The following is a 24,861-nucleotide window of genomic DNA, read 5'->3' as shown; positions in this document are numbered from 1 at the left end:
CCCACCTGACCCCATGCCGAACTCAGAAGTGAAACGCCGTAGCGCCGATGGTAGTGTGGGGTCTCCCCATGCGAGAGTAGGGAACTGCCAGGCATCAAATTAAGTAGTAAGCCGGTGCATAAATCCGGTGGTTACAGCAGTCTTCGGTGGAGCGGTAGTTCAGTCGGTTAGAATACCTGCCTGTCACGCAGGGGGTCGCGGGTTCGAGTCCCGTCCGTTCCGCCACTTATTAAAAGCCCTGAGTTAACGCTCAGGGCTTTTTTCATATCTGTCGTATCATTATTGCTAAATCGGCAAAAATCCTCTGCATTTAACGCTCTTTTTCTGCATAACAGCAGCAGCGATAATTCTCCTTAGTTAACAATCATTATGAATAACGAGGATTACATGACTATCCCTGCACTGGGTCTGGGCACTTTCCGCCTGAAAGACGACGTTGTTATCGCATCTGTAAATACCGCACTTGAGCTTGGTTACCGCGCAATTGATACCGCGCAGATCTATGACAACGAAGCGGCTGTTGGTCAGGCTCTCGAAGAGAGCGGTGTACCGCGCGGCGAGCTTTTCATCACCACCAAAATCTGGATCGAAAACCTCAGCAAAGATAAATTGATCCCGAGCCTGAAAGAGAGTCTGAAAAAACTGCGCACCGACTATGTCGATCTCACGTTGATCCACTGGCCATCGCCGAACGATGCCGTGTCAGTTGAGGCGTTCATGCAGGCATTGCTCGAAGCAAAAGAGCAGGGGTTAACACGTGAAATTGGTATCTCTAACTTCACCATCCCGCTGATGGAGAAAGCGATCGCAGCGGTTGGTGCAGAGAATATTGCCACCAACCAAATTGAGCTTTCGCCCTACCTGCAAAACCGAAAAGTCGTGGACTGGGCAAAACAGCACGGTATTCATATTACCTCTTATATGACGCTGGCATACGGTAAGGCGTTGAAAGATGAAGTGATTAATCGTATTGCTAAGAAACATAGTGCGACAGCCGCACAGGTGATTCTGGCCTGGGCGATGGGGGAGGGTTACGCTGTAATTCCGTCCTCTACAAGGCGTGAAAACCTGGCCAGCAACCTGCTAGCCCTGGATCTTCAACTGGACGACGAGGACAAAAAAGCGATCGCTGCCCTTGAGTGCAACGATCGTCTGGTCAGTCCGGAAGGTCTGGCTCCGGACTGGGATTAATACTGTTCTGGCCCTCTGCCGCCTGAAACCCTCACACAGCTCCTTTGGGAGCTGTTTTTACATGCTCACTGAGAAAGTCGATAAAAGCGCGTATACGCGTACTCACCGCTCTGTCGCTGTAGTAGACGGCGCTAAAAGGCATCTCTACCGGCAGACGTTTATCGGCCATCAATTCAACCAGCTCACCGCGCGCAATTTCTTTATCAATCATATAATCGGATAAACAGGCGATCCCATTTCCTTCAAGACAAAGCTGCTTCAGGGTCTCTCCACTGTTAGAGGATAATCCACAGCTGATTTCATGAAGCTGCCCATCATGACACGCCACCGGCCAGGTATTCAGTGATACCGGTTCAGTGAAGCCCAGACAGAGATGTTGTTTCAGTGCTTCAACCGTCTCGGGTTTGCCAAATTCGGCAATATACTGTGGCGAAGCAACGATTTTGCGATAGCTGGTAAATAAGGGGCGGGCACGCAAGCTCGAGTCCGTTAACGTACCTGCACGAATGGCCACATCGACCTTACGCTCTATCAGGTTGATGAAGGTTTCCGATGAGACCAGCGATAAAGTCATCTCCGGATAGCGTTCGCGAAAAGGCTTAATCAAGGGCATCAGAAAATGCAGAACAACGGGCGTGGCGGCATCAATTCGCAATAATCCTCGCGGCGTACTGCGCGTTTCCATAATTTCTGTTTCTGCTGCGGCCATTTCCTGCAATATAGACTGCACGCGGCGAAAGTAGCGCTCGCCTTCTTCTGTCAGACTCAGTTGCCGCGTGGTTCGATTAAGCAAACTGACCCCAAGCTTCATCTCCAGCTTTTTAACCGAACGGCTTACCGCTGAGTTTGCCTGCGCTAATCGCTCCGCTGCACGGCTAAAACTGCCACTTTCGACCACGGCGACGAAAATTGCCAGCTCTTCAGAAGTTGCTTTCATTATTGCACCACCTGCAAAATTCTATTGATACTTTGACCATTTTTGTTATTTAAACATCGGCGCATACTGCCTGTCATCTTAATCCTGATGAAACGGAGTATTTTATGCCACTGGCGCTTCTTGCCCTGACGATCAGTGCTTATGCAATTGGCACGACCGAATTTGTTATCGTAGGCCTGGTTCCTGTTATCGCTAATCAGCTGAGTATCACTCTGCCTTCCGCTGGCCTGCTGGTCTCGATTTATGCCCTGGGAGTCGCTATCGGCGCCCCTGTGTTGACGGCGCTGACCGGACGGTTTCCGCGTAAACAGCTTTTAATGGCGCTGATGTTCCTGTTCACTGCCGGAAATATTCTGGCATGGCAGGCGCCTGACTATTCAACCCTGGTCCTGGCACGTCTGCTCACCGGACTGGCACATGGTGTCTTTTTCTCCATTGGCTCAACCATCGCGACAAGCCTGGTACCCAAAGAGAAAGCCGCGTCTGCCATTGCCATTATGTTTGGTGGTTTAACCGTCGCGCTGGTCACCGGCGTTCCATTAGGCACATTTATCGGTCAACACTTCGGCTGGCGCGAGACATTCCTGGCTGTATCCATGCTGGGCGTGATAGCTCTGGTGGCGACGCTGATACTTGTACCGTCGAGCATTCCCGGTCGGGCAAGTGCCAGTTTGCGCGATCAGCTGAAGGTGCTGACACATCCTCGCCTGCTGCTGATTTACGCTATCACAGCGCTGGGCTACGGTGGCGTCTTTACGGCCTTCACCTTCCTGGCTCCCATGATGCAGGATCTTGCTGGTTTCTCACCGACGGCAGTAAGCTGGATTTTACTGGGGTACGGTGTTTCGGTGGCGATAGGCAACATCTGGGGCGGTAAACTCGCTGATAAGCATGGTGCCGTGCCTGCTTTGAAGCTCATCTTTGCGGCTTTGGTCGTTCTGTTAATCATCTTCCAGTTCACCGCCTCAATTCAGTATGCGGCGCTGGTAACGGTTCTGGTGATGGGGATCTTCGCGTTCGGCAATGTGCCTGGCCTGCAGGTTTACGTTGTGCAGAAAGCAGAGCTGTACACGCCAAATGCGGTGGATGTCGCTTCGGGTCTTAATATTGCCGCGTTCAATATCGGCATTGCCCTGGGCTCTATCATTGGTGGGCAGACCGTCGAGCACATGGGGTTAACACAAACACCATGGATTGGGGCGATTATCGTTCTGGTGGCGTTGCTGCTTATTGGTCTCAGCGGTCGTCTCGACAAGTCCGTTCGGGTGGCCGCTAACTGAAAAACCTCAATGTCCGCTTACAAATGAGATGAGGTTTCTGAGTAATTGCGTTGAAAGTGTGACCTGAAAACCCTATAACAGTAGAACCCGTTCGTTTTCCGGACGGGTTCATGTATAGAGGCCGTTGCTAAAAGTGCGAAAGAATACCTATGCCATGCGTTACATTGCCGGACAACCTGCGGAGCGAATATTGCCTCCGGGGTCGTTTGCGAGCATTGGCCAGGCATTGCCCGCCGGTGCTCCGTTAAGCAGCGATGAAAAAATCCGCGTGCTGGTGTGGAACATCTTCAAGCAGCAGCGCGCTGAATGGTTATCCGTACTGAAGAACTTCGGTAAAGATGCACACTTAGTTCTGCTGCAGGAAGCGCAAACCACCCCCGAGCTGGTTCAATTTGCGACAACTAACTATCTGGCGGCAGACCAGGTACCCGCTTTTGTTTTGCCTCAGCATCCTTCAGGCGTCATGACATTGTCAGCCGCGCATCCCGTCTACTGCTGCCCGTTGCGTGAGAGAGAACCTATCCTGCGCCTGGCGAAATCAGCTTTAGTCACCGTCTACCCACTGCCCGACAGCAGGTTACTGATGGTTGTGAATATACACGCCGTCAATTTCAGCCTGGGTGTTGACGTCTACAGCAAGCAACTGCTTCCCATCGGGGATCAAATTGCTCACCACAGTGGTCCTGTCATCATGGCCGGGGATTTTAACGCCTGGAGCCGTCCACGCATGAACGCGCTGTATCGTTTTGCGCGTGAGATGACCTTACGTGAGGTCCGTTTTACCGACGATCAGCGACGCAAAGCCTTTGGACGTCCTCTCGATTTTGTCTTTTATCGTGGTCTGAACGTACATGAAGCCTCAGTACTGGTGACCCGTGCTTCCGATCATAACCCGCTACTCGTTGAATTCAGTCCCGGCAAACCTGGCTAATAGGTAAGTCAGGCCTGCCGTGGGGCAGGCCTGAGTCGGTGAGGTGCTGCCCTTTAATTTTTCCAACACAAAAAGGACAGTACGATGACAACACAACAATCCACGCACCATGACAACGTAGAAAAACAGTTTGGCTCTCAGGCAAAGGCGTACCTGACCAGTGCAGTGCACGCGACTGGCCGCGATCTGGAACGCCTGAGCGCGCGTCTGGCCGAATATCCCGATGCACATCTGCTCGACTTAGGCTGTGGAGCAGGACATGCCAGTTTTGTCGCTGCAGGTCAGGTGGCTCAGGTGACTGCTTATGATTTATCGAGCCAGATGCTGGACGTGGTGAATGCGGCTGCCACCGAGAAAGGCCTGCATAACATCACCACCCGGCAGGGCTATGCAGAATCTTTACCCTTTGCGGATGAATCTTTTGATGTGGTGATAAGTCGCTACTCTGCGCATCACTGGCATGATGTCGGTCAGGCATTGCGTGAAGTGAAACGCGTGCTTAAGCCGGGCGGGATTTTCATTATGATGGATATCATGGCGCCCGGTCATCCGGTACGGGATATCTGGTTACAAACGATAGAGGCGCTGCGGGATACTTCCCATGTTTGTAACTACTCCAGCGGGCAGTGGTTCTCGATGATAACGGCGTCAGGGTTAATTTCCCGCTCACTGGTTACAGACCGCCTGCCGCTCGAATTCAGCACCTGGATAGCGCGTATGCGTACGCCTGAGGTATTAAGCCATGCGATCCGCCTGTATCAGGAAAGCGCCTCTGCGGAAGTGAAGGCCTATTTTGAACTGCAGGAGGAGGGCTCTTTTACCAGTGATACGATCCTGGCAGAGGCACAAAAAGCAGGATAAATAAAAAAGCACCGGGACCCGGTGCTTTTTTGATATGGACTGTACTATCAGGAATCTGGCGTTGCGTTGTTCTTCACAAACAATGTCAGCTGATCGCCCGGTTGCAGATTGCCGGTATCGTCATTCCAGCGCATCACATCCTTGATGTTCACGCCGTGCGTTTTCGCGATGCTGGACAGCGAATCGCCCTTACGTACACGATAAGTAATGCTATCGCTATTACGTGCGAGACGTTGTGCACTGCTGCCTGCACCTACTGTCAGATTCTGTCCCACTTTCAAGTTCGAGCCGCGCAGATTATTCCACTGCTGCAGATCTTTTGTCGTCACGCCAAGACGTGAGGCAATCCCTGAAAGCGTATCGCCTGAACGCACCTTATAGCCACGGCTGGTCATCGGCGATGCATCTGCAATCAGCGTAGACTGAACGGCAGCAATCTCACCTGATGCTAAAGACTCACGCAGCTGGTCTGCATGTTTCTGCGGTACCAGGACATACTGTGGTCCGCTTGCGCCCAGCGTTGAGCCTTTAACGCCTGCATTAAAGGTTTTCAGTTTCTTAACCGACATACCCGTCATATCGGCAACCTGTTTCATATCAACCGGGCTGCTGAGGCTGACTCTTGCCAGGGCACGACTTTCGTCGGTCGATGGCAGCTGTACCCCGTAGCGTTTGCTATTTTTGAGAATGTCACTCAAAGCCAGCATTTTAGGGACGTAAATCTTTGTTTCCTGTGGCAGTGAGAGCGACCAAAAATCGGTGGGTTTACCCCGTGCTTTATTCGCTTTCATTGCCTTCAGTACACGACCTTCACCGCTGTTATACGCTGCGACAGTTAACAACCAGTCGCCGTCAAACATCTTATTCAGACGTTGCATCATGTCGAGGGCTGCCGTTGTAGAGGCGACAACATCTCGACGCGCATCGTAGCTGCGGGTCTGTTTCAATCCATAATTGCGCCCTGTGCTCGGTATGATCTGCCAAATGCCTGCTGCATTGGCGCCAGACGTTGCGTGTGGGTCAAAAGCGCTCTCCACTATGGGTAGGAGTACCAGCTCCATCGGCATGTTACGTTTCTTAACTTGCCCGGCTATCCAGTACATATACGGCTCTGCCCGTAACGTTACATCGTGGAGATAGCTCTTATTTCTCAAATACTTTTGTTTCTGATCGCGAATCCGGTTGTTCTCCGGAATCCCCATCTTCAGCTCGTCGCTAATAGAGGCCCACAAGTCTTGATCCTGCGCGAACGATGTCCCATCGTCCATCCATCGCGCATGACTTATAAACTTCCCTGCTTCCCCTTGACCAGCTGCAGAAAGGCTCTGTGCGTGCTGTTGGACATTACCAGCGTTCTGAGACGACTGGCACCCAACAAGCAGGACCGAGGCGAGTAATATCGCTTTTGCCTTCATGTGTGTGTCAATAGTTGCTTAAAAGACGAGCGATGATAACGGTGAAATTTTAAAAAGGCAACCCGCAATTATCTGAAGTTATCTTTCTTTGACCTTAACCATGCGAATCGCTCTTCAGGCTGTTGCAAAGATGTTTCTTGGTTAATTTTATCTATTAAATCAATATCATTAGTGCGTAAGAATAAATTTATTTTACGCTCATTTTTCAGAATAACGGGCAGTGTATTTTGCTTTTTTACCTGTAACTCCTTCACTTTGTGGTAATAATCCTGAATCGCTGGATCCTCAGGAAGGATGCTTTCCGCAAACTTCATATTTGCTAATGTATATTCATGCGCACAACAAATTAACGTTTCTTCCGGAAGCGCATTAATTTTCTCGAAAGATTGATACATCTGAAGTGGTGTTCCCTCAAACAATCGTCCGCAACCCCCGGAGAACATTGTGTCCCCGCAGAAAAGATAAGGAGAACTGAAGTAACTTACATGTCCCAAAGTGTGACCAGGTGTAGCAAATACAGAAAAATGCCACCCCTGTATGAGAACATTCTCACCGTCTTCGACTATGTGGGTCGCCCCCTTATCTTGTGTCTCTTTTGGTCCATAGACCACAAGATGAGGATATTTTGCGCAGAGGGTCGCAACGCCGCCGACATGATCGTTATGGTGATGCGTCAGCAAAATCGCCTCGGGCTGCCAGCCGTTTTCATCAATGGCGTCCAACACCGGATTCGCATCTCCGGGATCGACAATGATGCAGCGATGCGCCTCATCGACTAAAACCCAGATGTAGTTATCCTGAAACGCTGGAATACTGATAAGATTCATAAATTACCTCTTCATACGTAGCGGGAGTTTGGATGAAACCGGCAAGGATACCTCAGACTGTCGCAGCACCTGTCCATTGGAATGAATTGCCCTGGGGCGAACATTATCGCGAGGCGCTGGAGCAACAGCTTAAACCCTGGCTGGCAAAAATGTATGGTTTTCATCTGCTTAAAATTGGCAATCTGAGCGCGGAGATTGCCACCGAAAGCTGTGCCATTTCACACCAGGTTAACGTCTCGCTCAATGGTCAGCATGCGCAGGTTAAAGCTGACCCGTTGCATCTTCCCTTTGCGGAGAAATCCGTCGATGCCTGTTTACTGGCCCACACGCTGCCCTGGTGCAGCGATCCTCACGGTCTTCTGCGCGAAGCCGACCGCGTACTGATTGACGATGGCTGGCTGATCCTGAGCGGCTTTAATCCGATAAGCCTGATGGGGTTACGCAAGCTGGTGCCCATACTGCGTCGTTCGCCACCGTATAACAGCCGCATGTTCACCTCGACGCGACAGCTCGACTGGCTCTCACTGCTTAATTTTGAAGTGATGTATTATAGCGGTTTTCAGGTGATCCCCTGGACCCGCAAGGGCGGTGTACTGCTCAGTACACATTTTCCGGCGCTGGGATGCATGCAGGTTATTGTGGCGCGTAAGCGGACGATTCCTCTTACGCTTAATCCCATGAAACAAAAAAAATCAAAAGCCGCGATTCGCCAGCCGGTAGGGGCGACGCGTCAGTATCGCAAGCCTTAGTCGGCCTGAACCTTATAGCCCACATCCTCATGGACCGGGTTCATCGCTGCGGCACGCGCCAGCTCGTCACAGCGTTCGTTCTCAGGATGGCCTGCGTGGCCTTTAACCCACTCCCATTTTATCTGGTGATGGCTTAATGCCGCATCAAGGCGCTTCCACAAATCGACATTTTTGACCGGCTTTTTATCCGCCGTTTTCCAGCCGCGTTTTTTCCAGTTATGGATCCACTGGGTGATGCCCTGACGGACATACTGGCTGTCGGTGCTAAGCACCACCTCACAATCTTCTTTCAGCGCTTCCAGCGCCACGATAGCCGCCATTAACTCCATGCGGTTATTGGTTGTCAGGTGGTAGCCTTCGTTAAAGGTTTTTTCATGCTGGCCGTAACGTAAAATTGCGCCATAGCCGCCAGGGCCTGGATTTCCGAGGCAAGATCCATCGGTGAAAATTTCTACCTGTTTACGCATCTCTGGTAGACTTCCTGTATTTGAAACGATAAATAATCGACAAGTCTGACATAAATGACCGATATGAGCACTGCAATTACACGACAGATCGTACTCGATACCGAAACAACGGGTATGAATCAGATCGGCGCACACTACGAAGGGCATAAGATTATTGAGATCGGTGCCGTCGAGGTGATAAACCGTCGTCTTACGGGCAATAACTTTCACGTCTATCTCAAGCCCGATCGGCTGGTGGATCCCGAAGCCTTCGGCGTCCACGGTATTGCGGATGAGTTCCTGTTAGATAAGCCGACCTTCGCCGAGGTCGCAGATGAATTTATGGATTACATCCGCGGGGCTGAGCTGGTCATCCATAACGCTTCGTTTGATATCGGCTTTATGGATTACGAGTTCAGTAAACTCAACCGCGGTATTCCTAAAACCAACACTTTCTGTAAAGTGACGGACAGTCTGGCGCTGGCAAGGAAGATGTTCCCTGGCAAGCGTAACAGCCTGGATGCGCTTTGCTCACGTTACGAAATCGATAACACCAAGCGTACGCTTCACGGCGCGTTACTCGATGCCCAAATCCTGGCCGATGTCTATCTGACCATGACGGGTGGTCAAACTTCGATGGCGTTTAGCATGGAAGGCGACACGCAACAGAAGCAGGGCGATGCTGGCATTCAACGCGTAGTACGTCAGGCCAGCCGATTAAAAGTTGTTTTAGCCAGCGATGAAGAGTTACTCAATCACGAATCGCGTCTGGATTTGGTTCAGAAGAAAGGTGGAAGCTGCCTCTGGCGGGCATAATGCTGCCGTTACGGAGAGAAATTCGCCGTGTCGGCGTTTTTTGCAGCAAACGATTCAAAAGTGAAGAAAAAGCGTTGACGGGATCGAAGGGTATCCGTAATATTCGCTTCGTTCCCAAGGGAACACAGCGGAGCGGTAGTTCAGTCGGTTAGAATACCTGCCTGTCACGCAGGGGGTCGCGGGTTCGAGTCCCGTCCGTTCCGCCACATTAGAAAGCCTGAATCAGCAATGATTCAGGCTTTTGTCATTTCATCCCTGCCATTACCTTTGGTTAACATCGTGTTAATTAAAATAGTGCAATTCGTTAACAATTGTGCGTTTTTGGTGCGCCTTCTGCACTTAAAATGTGCAACCCGGTCTCTTATTCCTCTTCATCTTTAATCAATTTGTAACACTTCTTTAAAAAATAAATCTCTTTTTATCATCCACTTATCCATCAAATTCCAGAAAACTCCTGAACCAATTACATATTGGTTCAGGAATTGCTTAATCATTAGGGCAATAGGTATCCATCTATATCAATAACTTATTGTTAATAAAAATAAAGTAATGATGAAAGCAGGCGAACCAATATGGATAAGACGTCACGGTTTCTGGCAAATTCCAGCACCGCGTTAGAGCAGTTGCGCGGGCTCATCCACCAGCACGAGTCAACACCAGGCAGTCCGTTGCCCACCGAGCGTGAGCTATCGGAAAAACTCGGCGTAGGACGGCGTGAAATTCGTCGTGCGCTGGACGTGCTGGAGGAAGAAGGGCGCATCTGGCGCAAGCAGGGGAAGGGTACCTTTATCGGTCCGGCCGCGCCTGTTGAACCGCTGGCGCTTCAGGGGCTGGTGCAACAAACCAATTTGCTTGAAGTCATGGAAGCTCGTCTGCAGCTCGAACCCGGCTTAGCCCGACTTGCGGCACTGCGTGCCACCAGGGAAAACCTCGCGCTGATGCAGCGCATGCTGGAACGCATCAATAAGGTCAGCCCGGATGACCGCGATCTCAACGAACTGTGGGACAGCGCCTTTCACCGCGCCATCGCTGAAGCGGCAGGTAATCGGCTTATGCTGGGGCTATTTGATGCCATTGACGCCGTCAGGCGCGACCCCGCATGGCAGCACTTACGCGAACTGGCGCGCACGCCAGAGCGTGTCGATCACTACAACCATCACCACGACAGCATCATGACGGCGATAGTCAATCGTCAGCCCAATGAAGCCGCTGCCGCGATGCGCGATCACCTGTTAAGCCTGCAAAACGCTCTGATTCAGGCCGTTAACCTTGAGGATGATTCCCTGTTATGACGACGATCCCTTTTAAGGAGGCCGCGCCGGTCCTTCGCCTGCACGATCTTAATGTGAAATTTGCCGGGTCGCCGGTTAGCGTTCTCGACGGCATCTCCCTGACCGTAAACTCAGGCGAAACGCTGGCGCTGGTGGGAGAGTCCGGCTGCGGTAAAAGCATCACGTCGCTGGCTTTGATGGGGTTACTGCCCGCCAGCGCGCAAATTGTCAGCGGCGAAATGCACTTTCGCCGCCACAATCTGCGTAAACTCTCGCCGCGAGAGTATGCCGATCTGCGCGGCAGCGAACTGGCGATGATCTTTCAGGAGCCGATGACATCCCTCAATCCGGCTTTTACCCTGGGCGATCAACTCAGCGAAGCGGTCATCCGTCATCAGAAAATGTCCCAGGCAGAGGCGATGGCTGTGGCGTTGCAGATACTGGAAAAGGTCCAGATACCTGCGCCAGAAATGCGCCTCAAAGCCTATCCGCATCAGCTTTCCGGCGGGATGCGCCAGCGCGTAATGATTGCGATGGCGCTGATCAACCACCCGCGACTGCTTATCGCCGATGAACCCACAACGGCCCTGGATGTCACCATTCAGGCACAAATCCTGACCCTGCTCAACACCCTGAAAGCAGAAACCGGCACCGCAGTATTGATGATTACCCACGATCTGGGCGTGGTGGCAGAAGTCGCGCAGCAGGTTGCAGTGATGTACGCCGGTCAGGTCGTCGAGCAGGGAAGCGTGGAAGCTATTTTTGCCGATCCGCAACATCCTTACACGATCGGGCTGATGGGATCGATTCCCTCCCTGGGCGCCCGTAAAGGCCAGCTTTCCACCATTCCAGGATCGGTTCCCTTACCCGAGTCGATGCCAAAAGGGTGTCGGTTCGCCACGCGCTGCCCCTTCGCGCAGTTACGCTGCCATGAAGAGAAACCGCTTTTACAGACTCAGGGGCCCGGTCATCAGGTGGCCTGCTTCCGTGTACCGCTTGAGCAACACATTGCGCTGGGAGAAATCGCATGACCACACCCATTCTCGAAGCCCGCGATCTGAGTAAACACTTCCCTGGTCCGAAAAAGCTTTTCGCGCCGTCGCGTGTTGTCACTGCCGTCGACAGAGTCTCGCTCTCGGTTATGCCAGGCGAAACGCTGGCCATTGTGGGTGAGTCAGGTTCCGGCAAATCCACGCTCGGACGCCTTCTGTTGCGCCTGCTGGCCGCCACCGAGGGCCGCGTCTTCTATCAGGGCGAAGAGATCACTCATGCTTCCGGTTCGCGCCTGAACCAGCTGCGCCGCGAGCTGCAAATCATTTTTCAGGATCCCTTCGCCTCGCTGAATCCGCGTATGACGGTGGAACAAATCGTCGGTGAGCCGCTGTGGCTTCACCAGAACATGAAAAAAGCGGATCGCCAGTTCCGCGTGGCGGAATTGCTTAAAACGGTCGGTCTGCCCGCAGCCTGGGCCGGGCGCTATCCGCACGAGTTCTCAGGAGGACAACGTCAGCGAATCGGTATCGCCCGCGCGCTGGCCTCCGGGCCTAAACTGCTGCTGGGTGATGAACCGGTCTCTGCCCTGGATGTGTCCGTGCAGGCGCAGGTGGTCAATCTGCTGGAAAGCCTGAAGCATCAGCTCGGACTGACCATGGTGATTGTGGCCCACGGTCTGGCGGTAATTCGCCATATGAGCGACCGCGTGGCGGTCATGTATCTCGGTCAGATTGTTGAGCTGGCGACCGTTGACGAAATTTTCGACGCGCCGCTCCACCCTTATACGCAGGCGCTGATCGCCTCTGCCCCGCAGATGCAACCGGGCGTTGAGCGTGATACCCCATTACTTCAGGGCGACCTGCCGAATCCGGCCAACCCGCCTTCGGGGTGTCGTTTTCATACCCGATGCCCCTACGTCACGGATGAATGCCGCCAGGTAGAACCTATCGATCAGGTTCTCGAAGGAGGACGCCAGGTCGCCTGCCATCGCTGGCAGGAGATCAACCGCGACCGCAGCGTGATACAGATTGCCCCACCTTCTGCTGCATTTCTGCGCCGCCGTGCGCTGTTCGAACATGCGGCAACTCTCTCATCTCTTCCTGCAAGGAACTCACGATAATGACAATGCGTAATTCTCTTTTGACCGTACTGGGAAGTGTTATGTTGTTGGGCGCGGCGGTACCTGCGCACGCTGAAAGCGTCCTGCGAATTGGCCTGGGCGCGGACCCGGATATGCTCGATCCCCATCTGGCGCGCACCTACTATGGTCGCTTCGTGTTTGCCTCGCTGTGTGACAGGCTGGTGGATGTTGATGAAAATCTGAAGGTGGTGCCCGGCCTGGCGAAAGACTGGGCGTGGAGCGATGAAGGCAAAACCCTGACGATGAACCTGCGCGAGGGAGTCACCTTCCACGACGGGGAAAAATTCGACGCCGAGGCGGCAAAATATAACCTCGACCGGGCGCTAACCCTGAAAGGGTCGCTGCGCAAAAGTGAGATCTCCTCTATCGAATCGGTGGAAGTGAAAAGCCCCACGCAGATTGTCCTCCATCTTAAAACCCCCGATGCCGCGCTGCTGATGCAGCTCACCGACCGTGCCGGGGCGATGATGGCGCCAGAGGCGGCGAAAAAGCCCGACTTTGCCGCGCATCCTGTCTGTTCCGGGCCGTATAAATTCGACAGCCGCGTGTCTCAGGATCGCATCGTTCTGACCCGTTTCGATAACTACTGGAATAAAGGCGCTTACCACTTCGACAAAATTATCTATCTGCCCATCCCGGATGCGTCAGTCCGTCTGGCCAACCTGCGAGCTGGCGATCTGGACCTGACGGAAGGCGTGGCCGCAAGCGATGTGAAAACCGTCGAAGCAGACAGCAAGCTTTCCTTAGCGAAGGTGACCGGTCTCGGCTATCAGGGGATTACCTTCAATATTAATAACGGCAAAGTGCCTGCTAACGATCCCTTTAAAGATGCCCGCGTGCGTGAAGCATTCTCGCTGGCTATCGACCGCGATGCGCTGAACCAGGTGGTCTTTGAAGGGCTCTATACGCCAGCTAATCAGGCGTTTTCGCCCGTGAGCCCCTATCACGTGAAATCACCGGTGCCTGCCCGCGACGTCGAAAAGGCGAAAGCACTGCTGAAAACCGCCGGTGTTAACGCGCCGCTCAACGTCAATCTGCTGGTGCCTAATAACCCCATTTCCCAGCAGGTGGGCCAGGTATTGCAGGCGATGGTCGCCGAAGCGGGCTTCAACCTGAATCTGCAAATGACAGAGTTCGCGACCTTGCTCGATCGCCAGCAAAGCGGTGATTACCAGCTGAGCTTCTCCGGCTGGTCAGGGCGTCCGGATCCGGATGGCAGCATTTATGGCTTTATCAACAGTAAAGGCAACCTCAACGACGGACGCTACAGCAACCCACAGGTCGATGAATGGCTGACCCAGGCCCGCCTCAGCACCGATCCGGCAGTACGCCAGCCGCTGTACAACAAGGTCGTTAACCAGCTGCAAACCGATATGCCAATTGCCTATCTCTATTTTGAGCCGCGTATCTTCGGCCTGAACAAGAGCGTGAAAGGCTTTAAACCTTATCCGGATGGCATCGTGCGCGTAGCGGGCTTAACGCTGGCTAAGTAACAGAAGGTGTGAGGAGAAACCATGCTGGAACTGATTTGCAAACGCCTGCTGCTGGCCATCCCTACTCTGCTGCTGGTGAGCATGATGGTCTTCGGGCTGCAAAAATTGCTGCCCGGCGATCCGCTGATTGCCATGGCAGGGGAGGAGCGCGATCCGGCGGTGATAGCCCAACTTCGTGCAGAGCTGAACCTGGATGCGCCGCTGCCGGTACAGTATTTCGACTGGCTCACCCGGGCATTACAGGGCGATCTTGGCGTCTCCTTACGCACCCATGAACCGGTCACGCAGCTGATCGCCAGCAAGCTGCCGGTCACGATGGAGCTTTCCCTGCTGGCGATGATCATCGCGCTGGTGTTCGGTATCGGCATGGGGATCCTCGCAGCGGTGAACAAAAACACCTGGGTCGATCACGGGGCAAACTTTGTGGCGATCTCGGGGATCTCCATTCCCCATTTCTGGCTGGGGATCCTGTTGATCCTGGTGTTCTCGGTCAATCTGCAATGGCTGCCTGCGTCGGGTTATGTGCCCTTCAGCGAAGATCCGCTGCAAAACCTGCGTACCTTGCTGCTGCCAGCTTGTGTCCTGGGCACGGGCCTTGCCGCCACGCTGATGCGCCATACCCGGGCGTCAATGATTGCGGTGCTGAAAGCCGACTACATCCGCACTGCGCGGGCAAAAGGGCTGTTGCCTAAGGCGGTGATCCTCAAGCATGCGTTTCGCAACGCGCTGGTGCCGGTGATTACGCTTACCACGCTGCTGTTTGGCGAACTGCTGGGCGGGGCCGTTTTGACCGAGCAGGTCTTCACCATTCCGGGATTTGGCAAGATGATTGTTGATTCCGTCTTCAACCGGGACTACGCGGTTGTCCAGGGCGTGGTGCTGATTGTGGCGATTGGCTTCCTGCTGCTGAACCTGTTAGCAGACGTTCTGTACGTGCTCATCAATCCGAAAATGCGAGGTTAATCATGGCTGAACTGGCGACTCAAAACACGGCCGCTACGTTACCGCGTACGCAAAACCGGGTGCTGAAAAAGTTTCTCGCGAACAAAAGCGCGGTCACAGGCGCAGTGGTGGTGGGCATCTTTGTGCTGATTGCCCTGCTTGCCCCCTGGATTGCGCCATTCGATCCGGTAAAAGCGAATTTCCTTGCCGTGCGTAAGCCCCCATCCGAACTCTTCTGGTTTGGCACCGACGAACTGGGGCGCGATATCCTTTCGCGTATTGTCTGGGGGGCGCGAACGTCGCTGATGGCCGGCTGCATCTCCGTGGTGATCGCCGTGGTTATTGGCGTGCCGCTGGGGCTGGTGGCGGGCTATTTTCAGGGGATCTGGGATGGCGTCATCTCCCGCTTTATCGAAGCGCTGCTGGCGTGCCCTTTCCTGATTATGGCGATTGCTCTGGGGGCATTCTTAGGCCCAAGCCTGACGAATGCGATGATCGCGATTGGCCTGTCGGCAATGCCGATCTTTGCGCGTCTGACGCGCGGTCAGGTGATCGCTATTCGAAACGAAGAGTATATCGACGGTGCGCGGGCCATCGGCCTGCCGGACCGCTGGATCATCGTGAAATATGTCCTGCCTAACGTAATGTCGCCCATTCTGGTGCAGGCCACGCTGGCGATTGCTTCTGCGATTATTGCCGAAGCGAGCCTCTCGTTTCTTGGGCTGGGGCAGCAACCTCCGAACCCATCCTGGGGGTCGATGCTGAACACGGCAAAAGGTTTTCTGGAACAGGCTCCGTGGATGTCTGTTTTCCCGGGCGTCGCGATTTTCCTGGCGGTGCAGGGCTTTAATTTACTCGGCGACGGGCTGCGCGATGCGCTCGACCCGCGCCACGACTAAGGAGTCATGATGACCAAAGCGCTGGATTTTAAAACGGGTTACGATTCAAGACGTCCGCCCATGATGGGGCACAACGCGGTCGCTACCTCGCAGCCGCTGGCGGCGCAGGCCGGGATGCGCATGTTGCAGCTGGGGGGGAACGCCGTGGATGCCGCCATTGCAACGGCCATGGCGCTTACCGTGGTGGAGCCGACGGGCTGTGGTATCGGCAGTGATGCCTTTGCCATTGTCTGGGATGGCGAAAAACTGCACGGACTGAACGCGTCCGGCCGCTCGCCTGCCAGCTGGCACGCGGATCTGTATGCCGGTAAAACGGCCGTGCCTGAACTGGGCTGGGACGCGGTAACCGTGCCTGGCGCGGTATCGGGTTGGGTGGCGCTAGCCGAGCGTTTTGGAACGTTGCCGCTGACCACGCTGGCTCAACCGGCCATTGAGTATGCGCGTAACGGTTTCCCGGTGTCGCCGCTGATTGGCCACTTATGGGAGCGGGGATACAACAAACTTAAAGACCAGCCCGGCTTTAGCGCCTGCTTCGCGCCGGAAGGCCGCGCGCCGCGTATCGGAGAGATCTTCCGCAATCCAGCGCAGGCGGACTCCCTGGAACTGATTGCGAAAACCAACGGTGAAGCGTTCTATCGGGGTGAGCTGGCCGCGAAAATTGCCGCCTTTGCCAAAGAGCACGGCGCGCATTTAACCGCCGAGGATTTGGCGAACCATCAGGTCGACTGGGTAGAACTGCTGTCGCGTGATTTCGCGGGGGGATCCGTTCAGGAACTGCCGCCGAACGGGCAAGGCATCGCCACGCTCATCGCGCTGGGGATCCTGGAGCAGTGTGATATTGGTCGCTACGATCCCGACTCGGTGCAGTCTCTGCATCTGTCGATCGAGGCGATGAAGCTGGCGCTGGCGGATCTGGATCGTTATGTAGCGGATGAATCACACATGGAGTTCGCCGCGAAGGAGCTGCTCAGCGATCGTTACCTGAAATCCCGTGCCGCGCTGATCGACCCGCATAAAGCCTCTGATTTCACCTATGGTTCGCCTGTGCAGAGCGGTACGGTTTATCTCTCTGCGGCGGATGCCAGCGGAATGATGATCTCCTTTATTCAGTCGAACTTTATGGGCTTTGGCTCTGGCGTCGTGGTACCCGAAACGGGGATCAGCCTGCAAAATCGCGGCTGCGGTTTTGTGCTCGATCCCAAACATCCAAACGCGCTGGCGGGCAGTAAACGGCCTTTCCATACCATCATTCCAGGCTTTGCGATGGACGGCAACGGCAAGCCGCTGATGTCGTTCGGCGTCATGGGCGGTCCGATGCAGGCGCAGGGGCACATGCAAATGGCGCTGCGCATCATGATGCACGGACAAAACCCGCAGGCGGCGATTGATGCGCCGCGCTGGCGCGTGGTGCAGGGCAGGGAGGTAATTGTTGAATCCACCTTCGATCGCAATGTCATTGCCGGATTGCGCGATCGCGGACATCAGATCGTAGTGGAAGACCCGCTTCAGGATTATAACTTTGGTGGTGCGCAGGTGATCTATCGTATGCCGGAAGGTCACTACGTTGCTGCGACAGAGAGCCGCAAAGATGGACAGGCGTTAGTGAGTTAACGGCTGACCCGCCCTCTCCCGGTGGAGAGGGCGGGGTAAGCATAAGCGTTATTTAATGCTAAACGGATCCGCATCCTGCCACGCCGGAAACTTCTCGCGATACTCCTTCAACGCCGTCAGTGATAATTCAGCGTCAATGCGCGTAGCCTGATGCGGCTCGGCGGTAGCGATTACTTCGCCCTGCGGGTTCACCACGCGACTGTCGCCGCGATAGTGGTGCCCGTTGCCGTCGGTGCCGACGCGGTTACAGCCCACAACATACGCCTGGTTTTCAATCGCCCGTGCCGTCAAAAGCGCCTGCCAGTGCAGCGAGCGCGGCGCAGGCCAGTTGGCCACGTATAGAGCCAAATCGTAATCGTCGCGATTGCGCGACCAGACCGGGAAGCGCAGGTCGTAGCAGACCAGCGGCAGAATGCGCCAGCCGCGCCATTCAAACACCACCCTCTTATTGCCCGCTTCGTAGTGATGATGCTCATCGGCCATGCGGAAGAGATGGCGTTTGTCGTAAAAATGGACGCTGCCGTCAGGTTCAACCAGCAAAAAACGGTTCACCGCACCGCGATCGGTTTGTAACGCGGCGCTGCCGGCAATCAACGCATTGGTTTGTTGCGCCCTGGCATGCATCCACGCGACGACCTCTTCCTGGGGTAACGACTGCTTAGCGGCTTCCATCGCAAAGCCTGTGGTAAACATTTCAGGCAAAACAATCACATCGCGACCGGTAATCTCTTCGAGCTGACGGTCGAAATGGCGCAGGTTGGCCGGACCATCCATCCACACCAGCGGTTGTTGCACTAGGGTTATCTTCAAGCCAGGCACAATTCAGACTCCTCGTTGAACAGCATTTTTACACTGTAGCACGCGGCAAACAGAAAATGTGGCAATAAAAAACCCCGCACGAGGCGGGGTTTTCAGGAAGCGAAACGCGTCAGGCCGCTTCAGGCTTGCGAACTTTCTCTTCGAGCTTTACCGGCTGTGTCGCCAGCGCGTCATGCTCAAAGTCATCCACGTTGATACTGCGCAGGCGGCTCTCTTCTGCCTTCACCAGAATGGCGGCTTCGTGCGCATCGATGGTGCCCTGTGCCAGCGCCTGTTCAGCGAGTTCATTCAGACGGGTGAACGGCAGGTTTTTACCCAGCTGTTTACAAATCTTCTGGTGAATCGGATCGGCAGCCATGACATCACGCAGCGCTTCTTCCAGCAGACCCACCGGGTTATGGGCGCTTGGCGTCAGGTACTGTCCACGACCGATACGGGAACGCGTCGCGCTTGGGATCTGCAAAATTTTCGCGACCTTATGATCCAGCTTATCGGACGGTGCCAGATAGTGACGGCCCGTCGGGAAGATCACCACGCGCAGCGCGCCGGCCACAATACGATTCGGGAAGTTAGCCAACAGATCGTCAATGGCCTGCTCTGCTTTATACAGGGCATCCTGAACGCCCCAGTGCACCAGCGGCAGGTCAGCTTCGTGACGCCCTTCATCGTCATAGCGTTTCAACACCGCCGAGGCGAGGAACACCTGGCTTAACACATCGCCCAGACGCGCGGAGATACGTTCGCGACGTTTCAGGCTACCGCCCAGCACCGCCATCGAGACATCAGACAGCAGAGCAAGGTTGGCGCTCAGACGATTTAAATGCTGGTAATAACGCTTCGTTGCATCACTGGTTGGCGTCGCGCTGGTGAGCCCGCGCGTCAGGCCCAGCCAGAAGCTGCGTACTTCGTTGCTCCCCACGTGACCAATGTGTTTAAAGAGCAATTTATCGAACGCATCCACATCGTTATTCTGGGCTGCGGCCATCTCTTCAAGCACATACGGATGGCAACGAATCGCCCCCTGCCCAAAGATCATCATGCTGCGGGTCAGAATGTTGGCCCCTTCAACGGTGATGGCAATCGGTGCGCCCTGATATCCACGCGCCAGGAAGTTGCTTTCGCCGAGCATAATGCCTTTACCGCCCGCGATATCCATCGCATCGATGATGGATTGCTGAGCGCGGTGGGTACAATGGAACTTCACGATAGCAGACAGCACGGCCGGTTTTTCACCCAGCATAATGCCGTAGGTAATCAATGATGCCGCGGCATCCATCACGTAGGCATTACCGGCAATACGCGCCAGCGGCTCTTCAATCCCTTCCATTTTACCAATAGAGATTTTGAACTGACGGCGGATTTGCGCGTAAGCTCCAATCCCCATCGCAACCGTTTTCAGGCTGCCGGTCGAGTTAGACGGCAGCGTAATGCCGCGACCGACAGACAGACATTCCACCAGCATACGCCAGCCCTGACCTGCCATGCTTGGGCCGCCGATGATGTAATCAATCGGTACGAAGATATCTTCACCACGCGTTGGACCGTTCTGGAAGGGCACGTTCAGCGGGAAGTGACGACGTCCAATCTCCACACCCGGCGTTGAGGTTGGGATCAGCGCACAGGTAATGCCCAGGTCCACTTCACCCCCCAGCAGTTTTTCCGGGTCAGACAGCTTAAACGCCAGACCCAGCACGGTCGCGATAGGGGCCAGGGTGATATAGCGTTTGTTCCAGGTCAGGCGCATACCCAGCACCTGTTGACCCTGCCAGTCGCCCATGCAAACCACACCGATATCCGGGATAGCGCCGGCATCAGAACCCGCTTCCGGGCTGGTGAGAGCGAAGCACGGGATCTCCTGACCGCGAGCCAGGCGCGGCAGGTAATGATCTTTCTGCTCTTCGGTACCGTAATGCTGCAACAGCTCGCCAGGGCCTAATGAGTTCGGTACGCCAACGGTAATCGCCAGGATGCCGGACACGCCCGCCAGTTTTTGCAGCACGCGTGCCTGAGCATAAGCAGAAAACTCCAGCCCGCCGTACTCTTTCTTAATGATCATCGCAAAGAAGCGGTGCTCTTTCAGATACGCCCACAGCTCTGGCGGCAAATCGGCCATTTCATGGGTGATGGCAAAGTCATTTGCCATGCGGCAGGCTTCTTCAACCGGGCCATCTATAAAGGCTTGTTCTTCTGCCGTTAAGCGCGGCTGTGGGTAATTGTGCAGTTTTTTCCAGTCCGGGTTGCCCTGGAACAGATCGCCTTCCCACCAGGTGGTGCCGGCATCAATCGCTTCTTTCTCGGTACGCGACATAGGCGGCATTACCTTACGGAAGCCCTTAAACACCGGTGCAGAGATCATCGACTTACGCATCGCGGGCAGATTAAGCGGCAGCAGGACGATCGTCAGCGGCAGCACGACCCAAATATTCCACACGCCAGCCAGACCCAGCGCCGCGGTCCAGGCCAGTAAAATCAGGCTACTCAGAAGTAACCCTACGCGGTGATAGAACAACACACCGAGCAGAACAACAGTTGCGAGAATGCTCAAAATCATCATAAAGAAAAGCTCCCTGTCTTGTAGGAGGTCTGACCACTTGTGATGATATGGTTGTAGTGGATGTTATTTCTTTTAGCAATGCGTTCACAAAATAATTACAACCTGGTTCACATTGTTCAGGTCTGACCAGGCACGAATCATCAAAACAGCGATGGTTTGGCATGGCTTTAGCTTCTCGCTTTTATCGCTATCCGTTACACTCGCAGTGTTATTTCATCAATACTGAAGGATTATCCTCATGTACCAGGATCTTATTCGTAACGAACTGAACGAAGCTGCGGAAACGCTCGCTAACTTTCTGAAAGATGAAGCCAATATTCATGCGATTCAGCGCGCGGCCGTTCTGCTGGCAGACAGCTTTAAAGCGGGCGGCAAAGTGCTCTCCTGCGGTAACGGTGGCTCACATTGCGATGCGATGCACTTTGCGGAAGAGCTGACCGGGCGTTATCGCGAAAACCGTCCGGGCTATCCGGCCATTGCGATCTCTGACGTCAGCCACATCTCCTGCGTGGGTAACGATTTTGGGTATGACCATATTTTCTCTCGCTACGTAGAAGCGGTAGGCCGTGAAGGCGACGTTCTGCTGGGTATCTCCACGTCCGGCAACTCCGCTAACGTGATCAAAGCCATTGAAGCGGCGCGTGAAAAAGGGATGAAAGTGATCACCCTGACAGGTAAAGATGGCGGCAAAATGGCGGGTTCAGCAGATATCGAAATCCGCGTGCCGCATTTTGGTTATGCCGACCGCGTACAGGAAATTCACATTAAAGTAATTCACATCCTGATCCAGCTGATTGAAAAAGAGATGGTTAAGTAAGACTTCGCTGGGGGCATGATTGCCCCCGCTGTTGTGGAGGTGATGTATGTGCGAATTGCTCGGGATGAGCGCCAATGTGCCAACCGATATCTGCTTTAGTTTCACCGGGCTTGTGCAGCGCGGTGGAGGAACCGGGCCGCATAAAGACGGCTGGGGTATTACCTTCTATGAGGGAAAAGGCTGCCGCACGTTCAAAGATCCCCAACCCAGCTTTAACTCCCCCATTGCCAGACTGGTACAGGAATATCCTATCAAGTCCTGCTCCGTCATTGCGCATATCCGTCAGGCGAATCGCGGGGAAGTGGCGCTGGAAAACACCCATCCGTTTACACGTGAACTGTGGGGACGCAACTGGACTTACGCGCACAACGGACAGCTAACGGGCTATAAATCGCTGGTAACGGGGAATTTTCGCCCGGTCGGCGAGACCGACAGTGAAAAGGCGTTCTGCTGGCTCCTGCACAAACTGACGGAGCGTTATCCGCGCACGCCGGGGAACATGGCGGCGGTCTTCAAATACATTGCGTCACTGGCGAGTGAACTGCGTGAGAAGGGCGTGTTTAACATGCTGCTGTCGGATGGGCGCTACGTGATGGCGTTCTGTTCAACCAATCTTTACTGGATCACCCGTCGGGCACCTTTTGGCGTGGCAAAACTGCTGGATCAGGATGTGGAAATTGATTTTCAGACCGAGACCACGCTTAACGATGTGGTCACGGTCATAGCCACTCAGCCGCTTACCGGCAATGAAAGCTGGCAAAAGATTATGCCAGGCGAGTGGGCGCTATTTTGCCTCGGGGAGCGCGTAGTTTGACGCCAGCTGCGGGTGGACCACTTCATGGCTCAGCGGTTTGCTGACCACGTAACGCCCGTCAACCACTGAGACCACCGGCGGTTTGCGGGTCTGCTCGAAGTAATCGTAGCCCGGTTTTAACTGCTTCCAGAAATCGGCAAAGTAAGATGACTTGTGGCGCGCCATGTTGGCATCGGTCATACGGAACGGATAGATGCTGACCTGCACGCTCGTCTGGCCAAAGACCAGGGCACCGGTCACAAACTGGAAGATCTCATCGATACCGCTGTCGGTCATGGCATAGCACCCAACGGAGACGCAGGCACCGTGGATCATCAGATACTTTCCGTCGTAACCGTGTGCACGGTCATAGGCGTTCGGGAATCCGATATTGATCGCTTTATAGAAGCGGCTGTCCGGCTTTAGCTGGTTGCGCTGAACGTCGTAAAATCCTTCCGGACTTTTAAAATCGCCCTGACGCTGTTTTGGACCCAGACCGCCGGAATAGTTACAAATCTTGTAGCTATCAAGCAGTTGATAGGTTTCGCCCATCTTGACATACAGATCGAGAGTGCGCTCTTCCTTGAAGATCTGAATATAAACCGGCGATCCCATTAACTGCTGTTTATATTCTTTGCTGACAGGCGTTGTTGAACTGTTGCTGCTGAGCAGCCCCGCAAACGAAACGCACGGTATCAGAAGCATCGCAATGAACAATGCGATTTTACGCATACTACAAGTTCCTTGATAAAGCTAAAACCAACTTGCCAGGACGGCAAAAGAGACCCGAAATCAGAATTATCTGGATTAGGAGCGCTCACATTAGCACCGCTATAGATTTTCGCAATAGCGATCCGGTGAGTTTACAAAATAGTTTTTCTTAATAAAGGAATTTCTGCGCGTCATCTAATTCATTCACAACTCTTATTGGCTTACTGTATACTTATCCAGTGATGAGTGAGGGCTTACGATGCGCAAAATAATCCATGTCGATATGGACTGCTTTTTTGCTGCCGTGGAGATGCGGGATAATCCTGCATTGCGGGATATCCCCATTGCCATCGGCGGCAGTCGCGTCAAACGCGGCGTAATCAGCACGGCCAATTATCCGGCGCGTAAATTTGGCGTGCGCAGCGCCATGCCCACCGCAATGGCGCTTAAACTCTGCCCTCATCTTACGCTGTTGCCCGGCCGCTTTGATGCGTATAAAGAAGCCTCTGCCGGCATTCGCGATATCTTTTCGCGCTACACCTCGTTAATTGAACCTCTGTCGCTGGACGAAGCCTATCTTGACGTGACGGACAGCCTGCACTGCCACGGCTCCGCCACGCTGATGGCCCAGGAGATCCGCCAGACGATTTTCAATGAGCTTCAGCTGACGGCCTCCGCGGGGATCGCCCCTGTGAAATTCCTCGCTAAAATCGCCTCCGACCTCAACAAACCCAATGGTCAATACGTCATCACCCCGGACGAGGTACCCGCTTTTCTGAAAACACTGCCGCTCAGCAAAATTCCCGGCGTCGGAAAAGTCTCTGCGGCAAAGCTAGAAAGTATGGGGTTACGCACCTGCGAAGATGTGCAGAAAAGCGATTTGGCTATGCTTCTCAAGCGCTTTGGCAAGTTTGGTCGCGTGTTATGGGAGCGCAGCCAGGGCATAGATGAGCGTGACGTAAACAGCGAGCGCTTGCGCAAATCGGTTGGCGTGGAACGCACCCTGGCAGAAGATATTCATGAATGGTCCGATTGCGAGACGATCATCGTGGAACAACTTTACCCGGAGCTGGAACGTCGGCTGGCAAAGGTCAAACCGGATCTGCTCATTGCACGGCAGGGGGTAAAACTCAAATTCAACGATTTTCAGCAAACGACTCAGGAGCACGTCTGGCCGCGTCTGAGCAAAGACGATCTGATTGCCACGGCCAGGAAAGCCTGGGAAGAACGGCGTGGCGGTCGCGGGGTTAGGCTGGTGGGCTTGCACGTTACGCTGCTGGACCCGCAGCTGGAACGGCAGCTGGTCCTTGGGCTATAAAAAAGCCCGGGCGTGAGCCCAGGCGTATTATTTGCCGCCCCGTTAA

The 24,861-nt window shown here is 54.2% G+C and carries 23 protein-coding genes, 2 tRNA genes and 1 rRNA gene; 19 read left to right on the top strand and 7 right to left on the bottom strand.

Annotation, left to right across the window (positions count from 1 at the left end; all coding sequences use genetic code 11):
• From rrf to dkgB, 3 genes are all read left to right on the top strand, one after another.
• Positions 1-93, top strand: a 5S ribosomal RNA gene (gene rrf, locus LZP96_RS05835); the annotation flags it as partial.
• A gap of 55 nt (positions 94-148) precedes the next feature.
• Positions 149-225, top strand: a tRNA-Asp gene (locus LZP96_RS05830).
• A gap of 162 nt (positions 226-387) precedes the next feature.
• The gene (gene dkgB / locus LZP96_RS05825; protein ID WP_064324931.1) at positions 388-1,191 is read left to right on the top strand and encodes a 2,5-didehydrogluconate reductase DkgB; all 804 of its coding nucleotides are present in this window, start codon (positions 388-390) and stop codon (positions 1,189-1,191) included.
• Positions 1,192-1,222: 31 nt separating this feature from the next.
• Here the strand turns inward: dkgB and yafC are convergent, their stop codons facing one another.
• Entirely contained in the window at positions 1,223-2,128 is a 906-nt protein-coding gene (gene yafC / locus LZP96_RS05820; RefSeq protein ID WP_064324932.1) for a DNA-binding transcriptional regulator YafC, read from the bottom strand.
• 104 nt (positions 2,129-2,232) lie between these two features.
• Between yafC and LZP96_RS05815 the strand changes: the two genes are divergently transcribed.
• From LZP96_RS05815 to LZP96_RS05805, 3 genes are all read left to right on the top strand, one after another.
• A complete protein-coding gene (locus tag LZP96_RS05815) occupies positions 2,233-3,408 on the top strand; it encodes an MFS transporter (RefSeq protein ID WP_064324933.1) in 1,176 nt (391 codons plus the stop codon).
• A 133-nt stretch (positions 3,409-3,541) separates the two neighbouring features.
• Positions 3,542-4,339 (top strand): endonuclease/exonuclease/phosphatase family protein, encoded by a 798-nt coding sequence (locus LZP96_RS05810; RefSeq protein WP_064324934.1) that lies wholly within the window; start codon positions 3,542-3,544, stop codon positions 4,337-4,339.
• An 84-nt stretch (positions 4,340-4,423) separates the two neighbouring features.
• The gene (locus LZP96_RS05805; protein ID WP_064324935.1) at positions 4,424-5,200 is read left to right on the top strand and encodes a class I SAM-dependent methyltransferase; all 777 of its coding nucleotides are present in this window, start codon (positions 4,424-4,426) and stop codon (positions 5,198-5,200) included.
• A 47-nt stretch (positions 5,201-5,247) separates the two neighbouring features.
• Here LZP96_RS05805 and mltD read toward each other — a convergent pair whose 3' ends face one another.
• Together mltD and gloB are read right to left on the bottom strand one after the other, a co-directional pair.
• On the bottom strand, positions 5,248-6,615 hold the full coding sequence (gene mltD, locus LZP96_RS05800; RefSeq protein WP_064324936.1) for a murein transglycosylase D: 1,368 nt from the start codon (positions 6,613-6,615) through the stop codon (positions 5,248-5,250).
• Positions 6,616-6,683: 68 nt separating this feature from the next.
• Positions 6,684-7,442, bottom strand: a complete 759-nt coding sequence (gene gloB, locus LZP96_RS05795) for a hydroxyacylglutathione hydrolase (protein ID WP_064324937.1) — start codon at positions 7,440-7,442, stop codon at positions 6,684-6,686.
• Between the two features lie 32 nt (positions 7,443-7,474).
• Between gloB and LZP96_RS05790 the strand changes: the two genes are divergently transcribed.
• The gene (locus LZP96_RS05790) at positions 7,475-8,191 is read left to right on the top strand and encodes a class I SAM-dependent methyltransferase (RefSeq protein ID WP_064324938.1); all 717 of its coding nucleotides are present in this window, start codon (positions 7,475-7,477) and stop codon (positions 8,189-8,191) included.
• Here LZP96_RS05790 and rnhA read toward each other — a convergent pair.
• On the bottom strand, positions 8,188-8,658 hold the full coding sequence (gene rnhA, locus LZP96_RS05785) for a ribonuclease HI (RefSeq protein ID WP_064324939.1): 471 nt from the start codon (positions 8,656-8,658) through the stop codon (positions 8,188-8,190). The genes LZP96_RS05790 and rnhA overlap by 4 nt on opposite strands.
• A 63-nt stretch (positions 8,659-8,721) precedes the next feature.
• Between rnhA and dnaQ the strand changes: the two genes are divergently transcribed.
• The 9 genes from dnaQ to LZP96_RS05740 all read left to right on the top strand — a co-directional run bounded on the left by dnaQ (position 8,722) and on the right by LZP96_RS05740 (position 17,803).
• Positions 8,722-9,453 (top strand): DNA polymerase III subunit epsilon, encoded by a 732-nt coding sequence (dnaQ, locus tag LZP96_RS05780; protein ID WP_064324940.1) that lies wholly within the window; start codon positions 8,722-8,724, stop codon positions 9,451-9,453.
• A gap of 129 nt (positions 9,454-9,582) precedes the next feature.
• Positions 9,583-9,659: transfer RNA gene (locus LZP96_RS05775), tRNA-Asp, on the top strand.
• 366 nt (positions 9,660-10,025) lie between these two features.
• The gene (locus LZP96_RS05770; RefSeq protein ID WP_064324941.1) at positions 10,026-10,745 is read left to right on the top strand and encodes a FadR/GntR family transcriptional regulator; all 720 of its coding nucleotides are present in this window, start codon (positions 10,026-10,028) and stop codon (positions 10,743-10,745) included.
• Entirely contained in the window at positions 10,742-11,755 is a 1,014-nt protein-coding gene (locus tag LZP96_RS05765) for an ABC transporter ATP-binding protein (protein ID WP_064324942.1), read from the top strand. Before LZP96_RS05770 ends, LZP96_RS05765 begins: the two co-directional genes overlap by 4 nt.
• On the top strand, positions 11,752-12,837 hold the full coding sequence (locus LZP96_RS05760) for an ABC transporter ATP-binding protein (RefSeq protein ID WP_064324943.1): 1,086 nt from the start codon (positions 11,752-11,754) through the stop codon (positions 12,835-12,837). Before LZP96_RS05765 ends, LZP96_RS05760 begins: the two co-directional genes overlap by 4 nt.
• Entirely contained in the window at positions 12,837-14,351 is a 1,515-nt protein-coding gene (locus LZP96_RS05755; protein WP_198324752.1) for an ABC transporter substrate-binding protein, read from the top strand. The genes LZP96_RS05760 and LZP96_RS05755 overlap by 1 nt, the downstream gene beginning before the upstream one ends.
• 21 nt (positions 14,352-14,372) lie before the next feature.
• Positions 14,373-15,314: an ABC transporter permease gene (locus LZP96_RS05750; RefSeq protein WP_064324944.1), complete on the top strand. Its 942-nt coding sequence runs from the start codon at positions 14,373-14,375 to the stop codon at positions 15,312-15,314.
• A 2-nt stretch (positions 15,315-15,316) separates the two neighbouring features.
• On the top strand, positions 15,317-16,192 hold the full coding sequence (locus LZP96_RS05745; protein WP_258925724.1) for an ABC transporter permease: 876 nt from the start codon (positions 15,317-15,319) through the stop codon (positions 16,190-16,192).
• Between the two features lie 9 nt (positions 16,193-16,201).
• Positions 16,202-17,803, top strand: coding sequence for a gamma-glutamyltransferase family protein (locus LZP96_RS05740; protein WP_064324946.1), 1,602 nt, complete (start codon positions 16,202-16,204; stop codon positions 17,801-17,803).
• Positions 17,804-17,851: 48 nt separating this feature from the next.
• Here the strand turns inward: LZP96_RS05740 and LZP96_RS05735 are convergent, their stop codons facing one another.
• Both LZP96_RS05735 and fadE read right to left on the bottom strand, forming a co-directional pair.
• Entirely contained in the window at positions 17,852-18,622 is a 771-nt protein-coding gene (locus tag LZP96_RS05735) for an amidohydrolase (protein ID WP_064324947.1), read from the bottom strand.
• A 109-nt stretch (positions 18,623-18,731) separates the two neighbouring features.
• Positions 18,732-21,176 carry an acyl-CoA dehydrogenase FadE gene (gene fadE, locus LZP96_RS05730; protein ID WP_064324948.1) on the bottom strand — a complete coding sequence of 815 codons (2,445 nt, stop codon included), beginning with the start codon at positions 21,174-21,176 and terminating at the stop codon, positions 18,732-18,734.
• A gap of 238 nt (positions 21,177-21,414) precedes the next feature.
• Between fadE and lpcA the strand changes: the two genes are divergently transcribed.
• Both lpcA and LZP96_RS05720 read left to right on the top strand, forming a co-directional pair.
• A complete protein-coding gene (gene lpcA / locus LZP96_RS05725; RefSeq protein WP_039032082.1) occupies positions 21,415-21,993 on the top strand; it encodes a D-sedoheptulose 7-phosphate isomerase in 579 nt (192 codons plus the stop codon).
• 46 nt (positions 21,994-22,039) lie between these two features.
• Positions 22,040-22,807, top strand: coding sequence for a class II glutamine amidotransferase (locus LZP96_RS05720; RefSeq protein WP_064324949.1), 768 nt, complete (start codon positions 22,040-22,042; stop codon positions 22,805-22,807).
• Here the strand turns inward: LZP96_RS05720 and dpaA are convergent.
• Positions 22,778-23,518: a peptidoglycan meso-diaminopimelic acid protein amidase gene (gene dpaA, locus LZP96_RS05715; protein WP_064324950.1), complete on the bottom strand. Its 741-nt coding sequence runs from the start codon at positions 23,516-23,518 to the stop codon at positions 22,778-22,780. The two genes, LZP96_RS05720 and dpaA, sit on opposite strands and share 30 nt — an antisense overlap.
• Before the next feature lie 238 nt (positions 23,519-23,756).
• On the opposite strand from dpaA, the gene dinB reads away from it, so the two are divergent.
• Positions 23,757-24,815 (top strand): DNA polymerase IV, encoded by a 1,059-nt coding sequence (dinB, locus tag LZP96_RS05710; protein ID WP_064324951.1) that lies wholly within the window; start codon positions 23,757-23,759, stop codon positions 24,813-24,815.
• The last annotated feature ends 46 nt before the right edge of the window (positions 24,816-24,861 follow it).

It is taken from the genome of Huaxiibacter chinensis, assembly GCF_022171985.1.
GTDB classification, from domain to species: domain Bacteria; phylum Pseudomonadota; class Gammaproteobacteria; order Enterobacterales; family Enterobacteriaceae; genus Enterobacter; species Enterobacter chinensis_A.
Note: the sequence above shows the minus strand (reverse complement) of the source record. Positions and strands in the feature narration are given on the sequence as shown.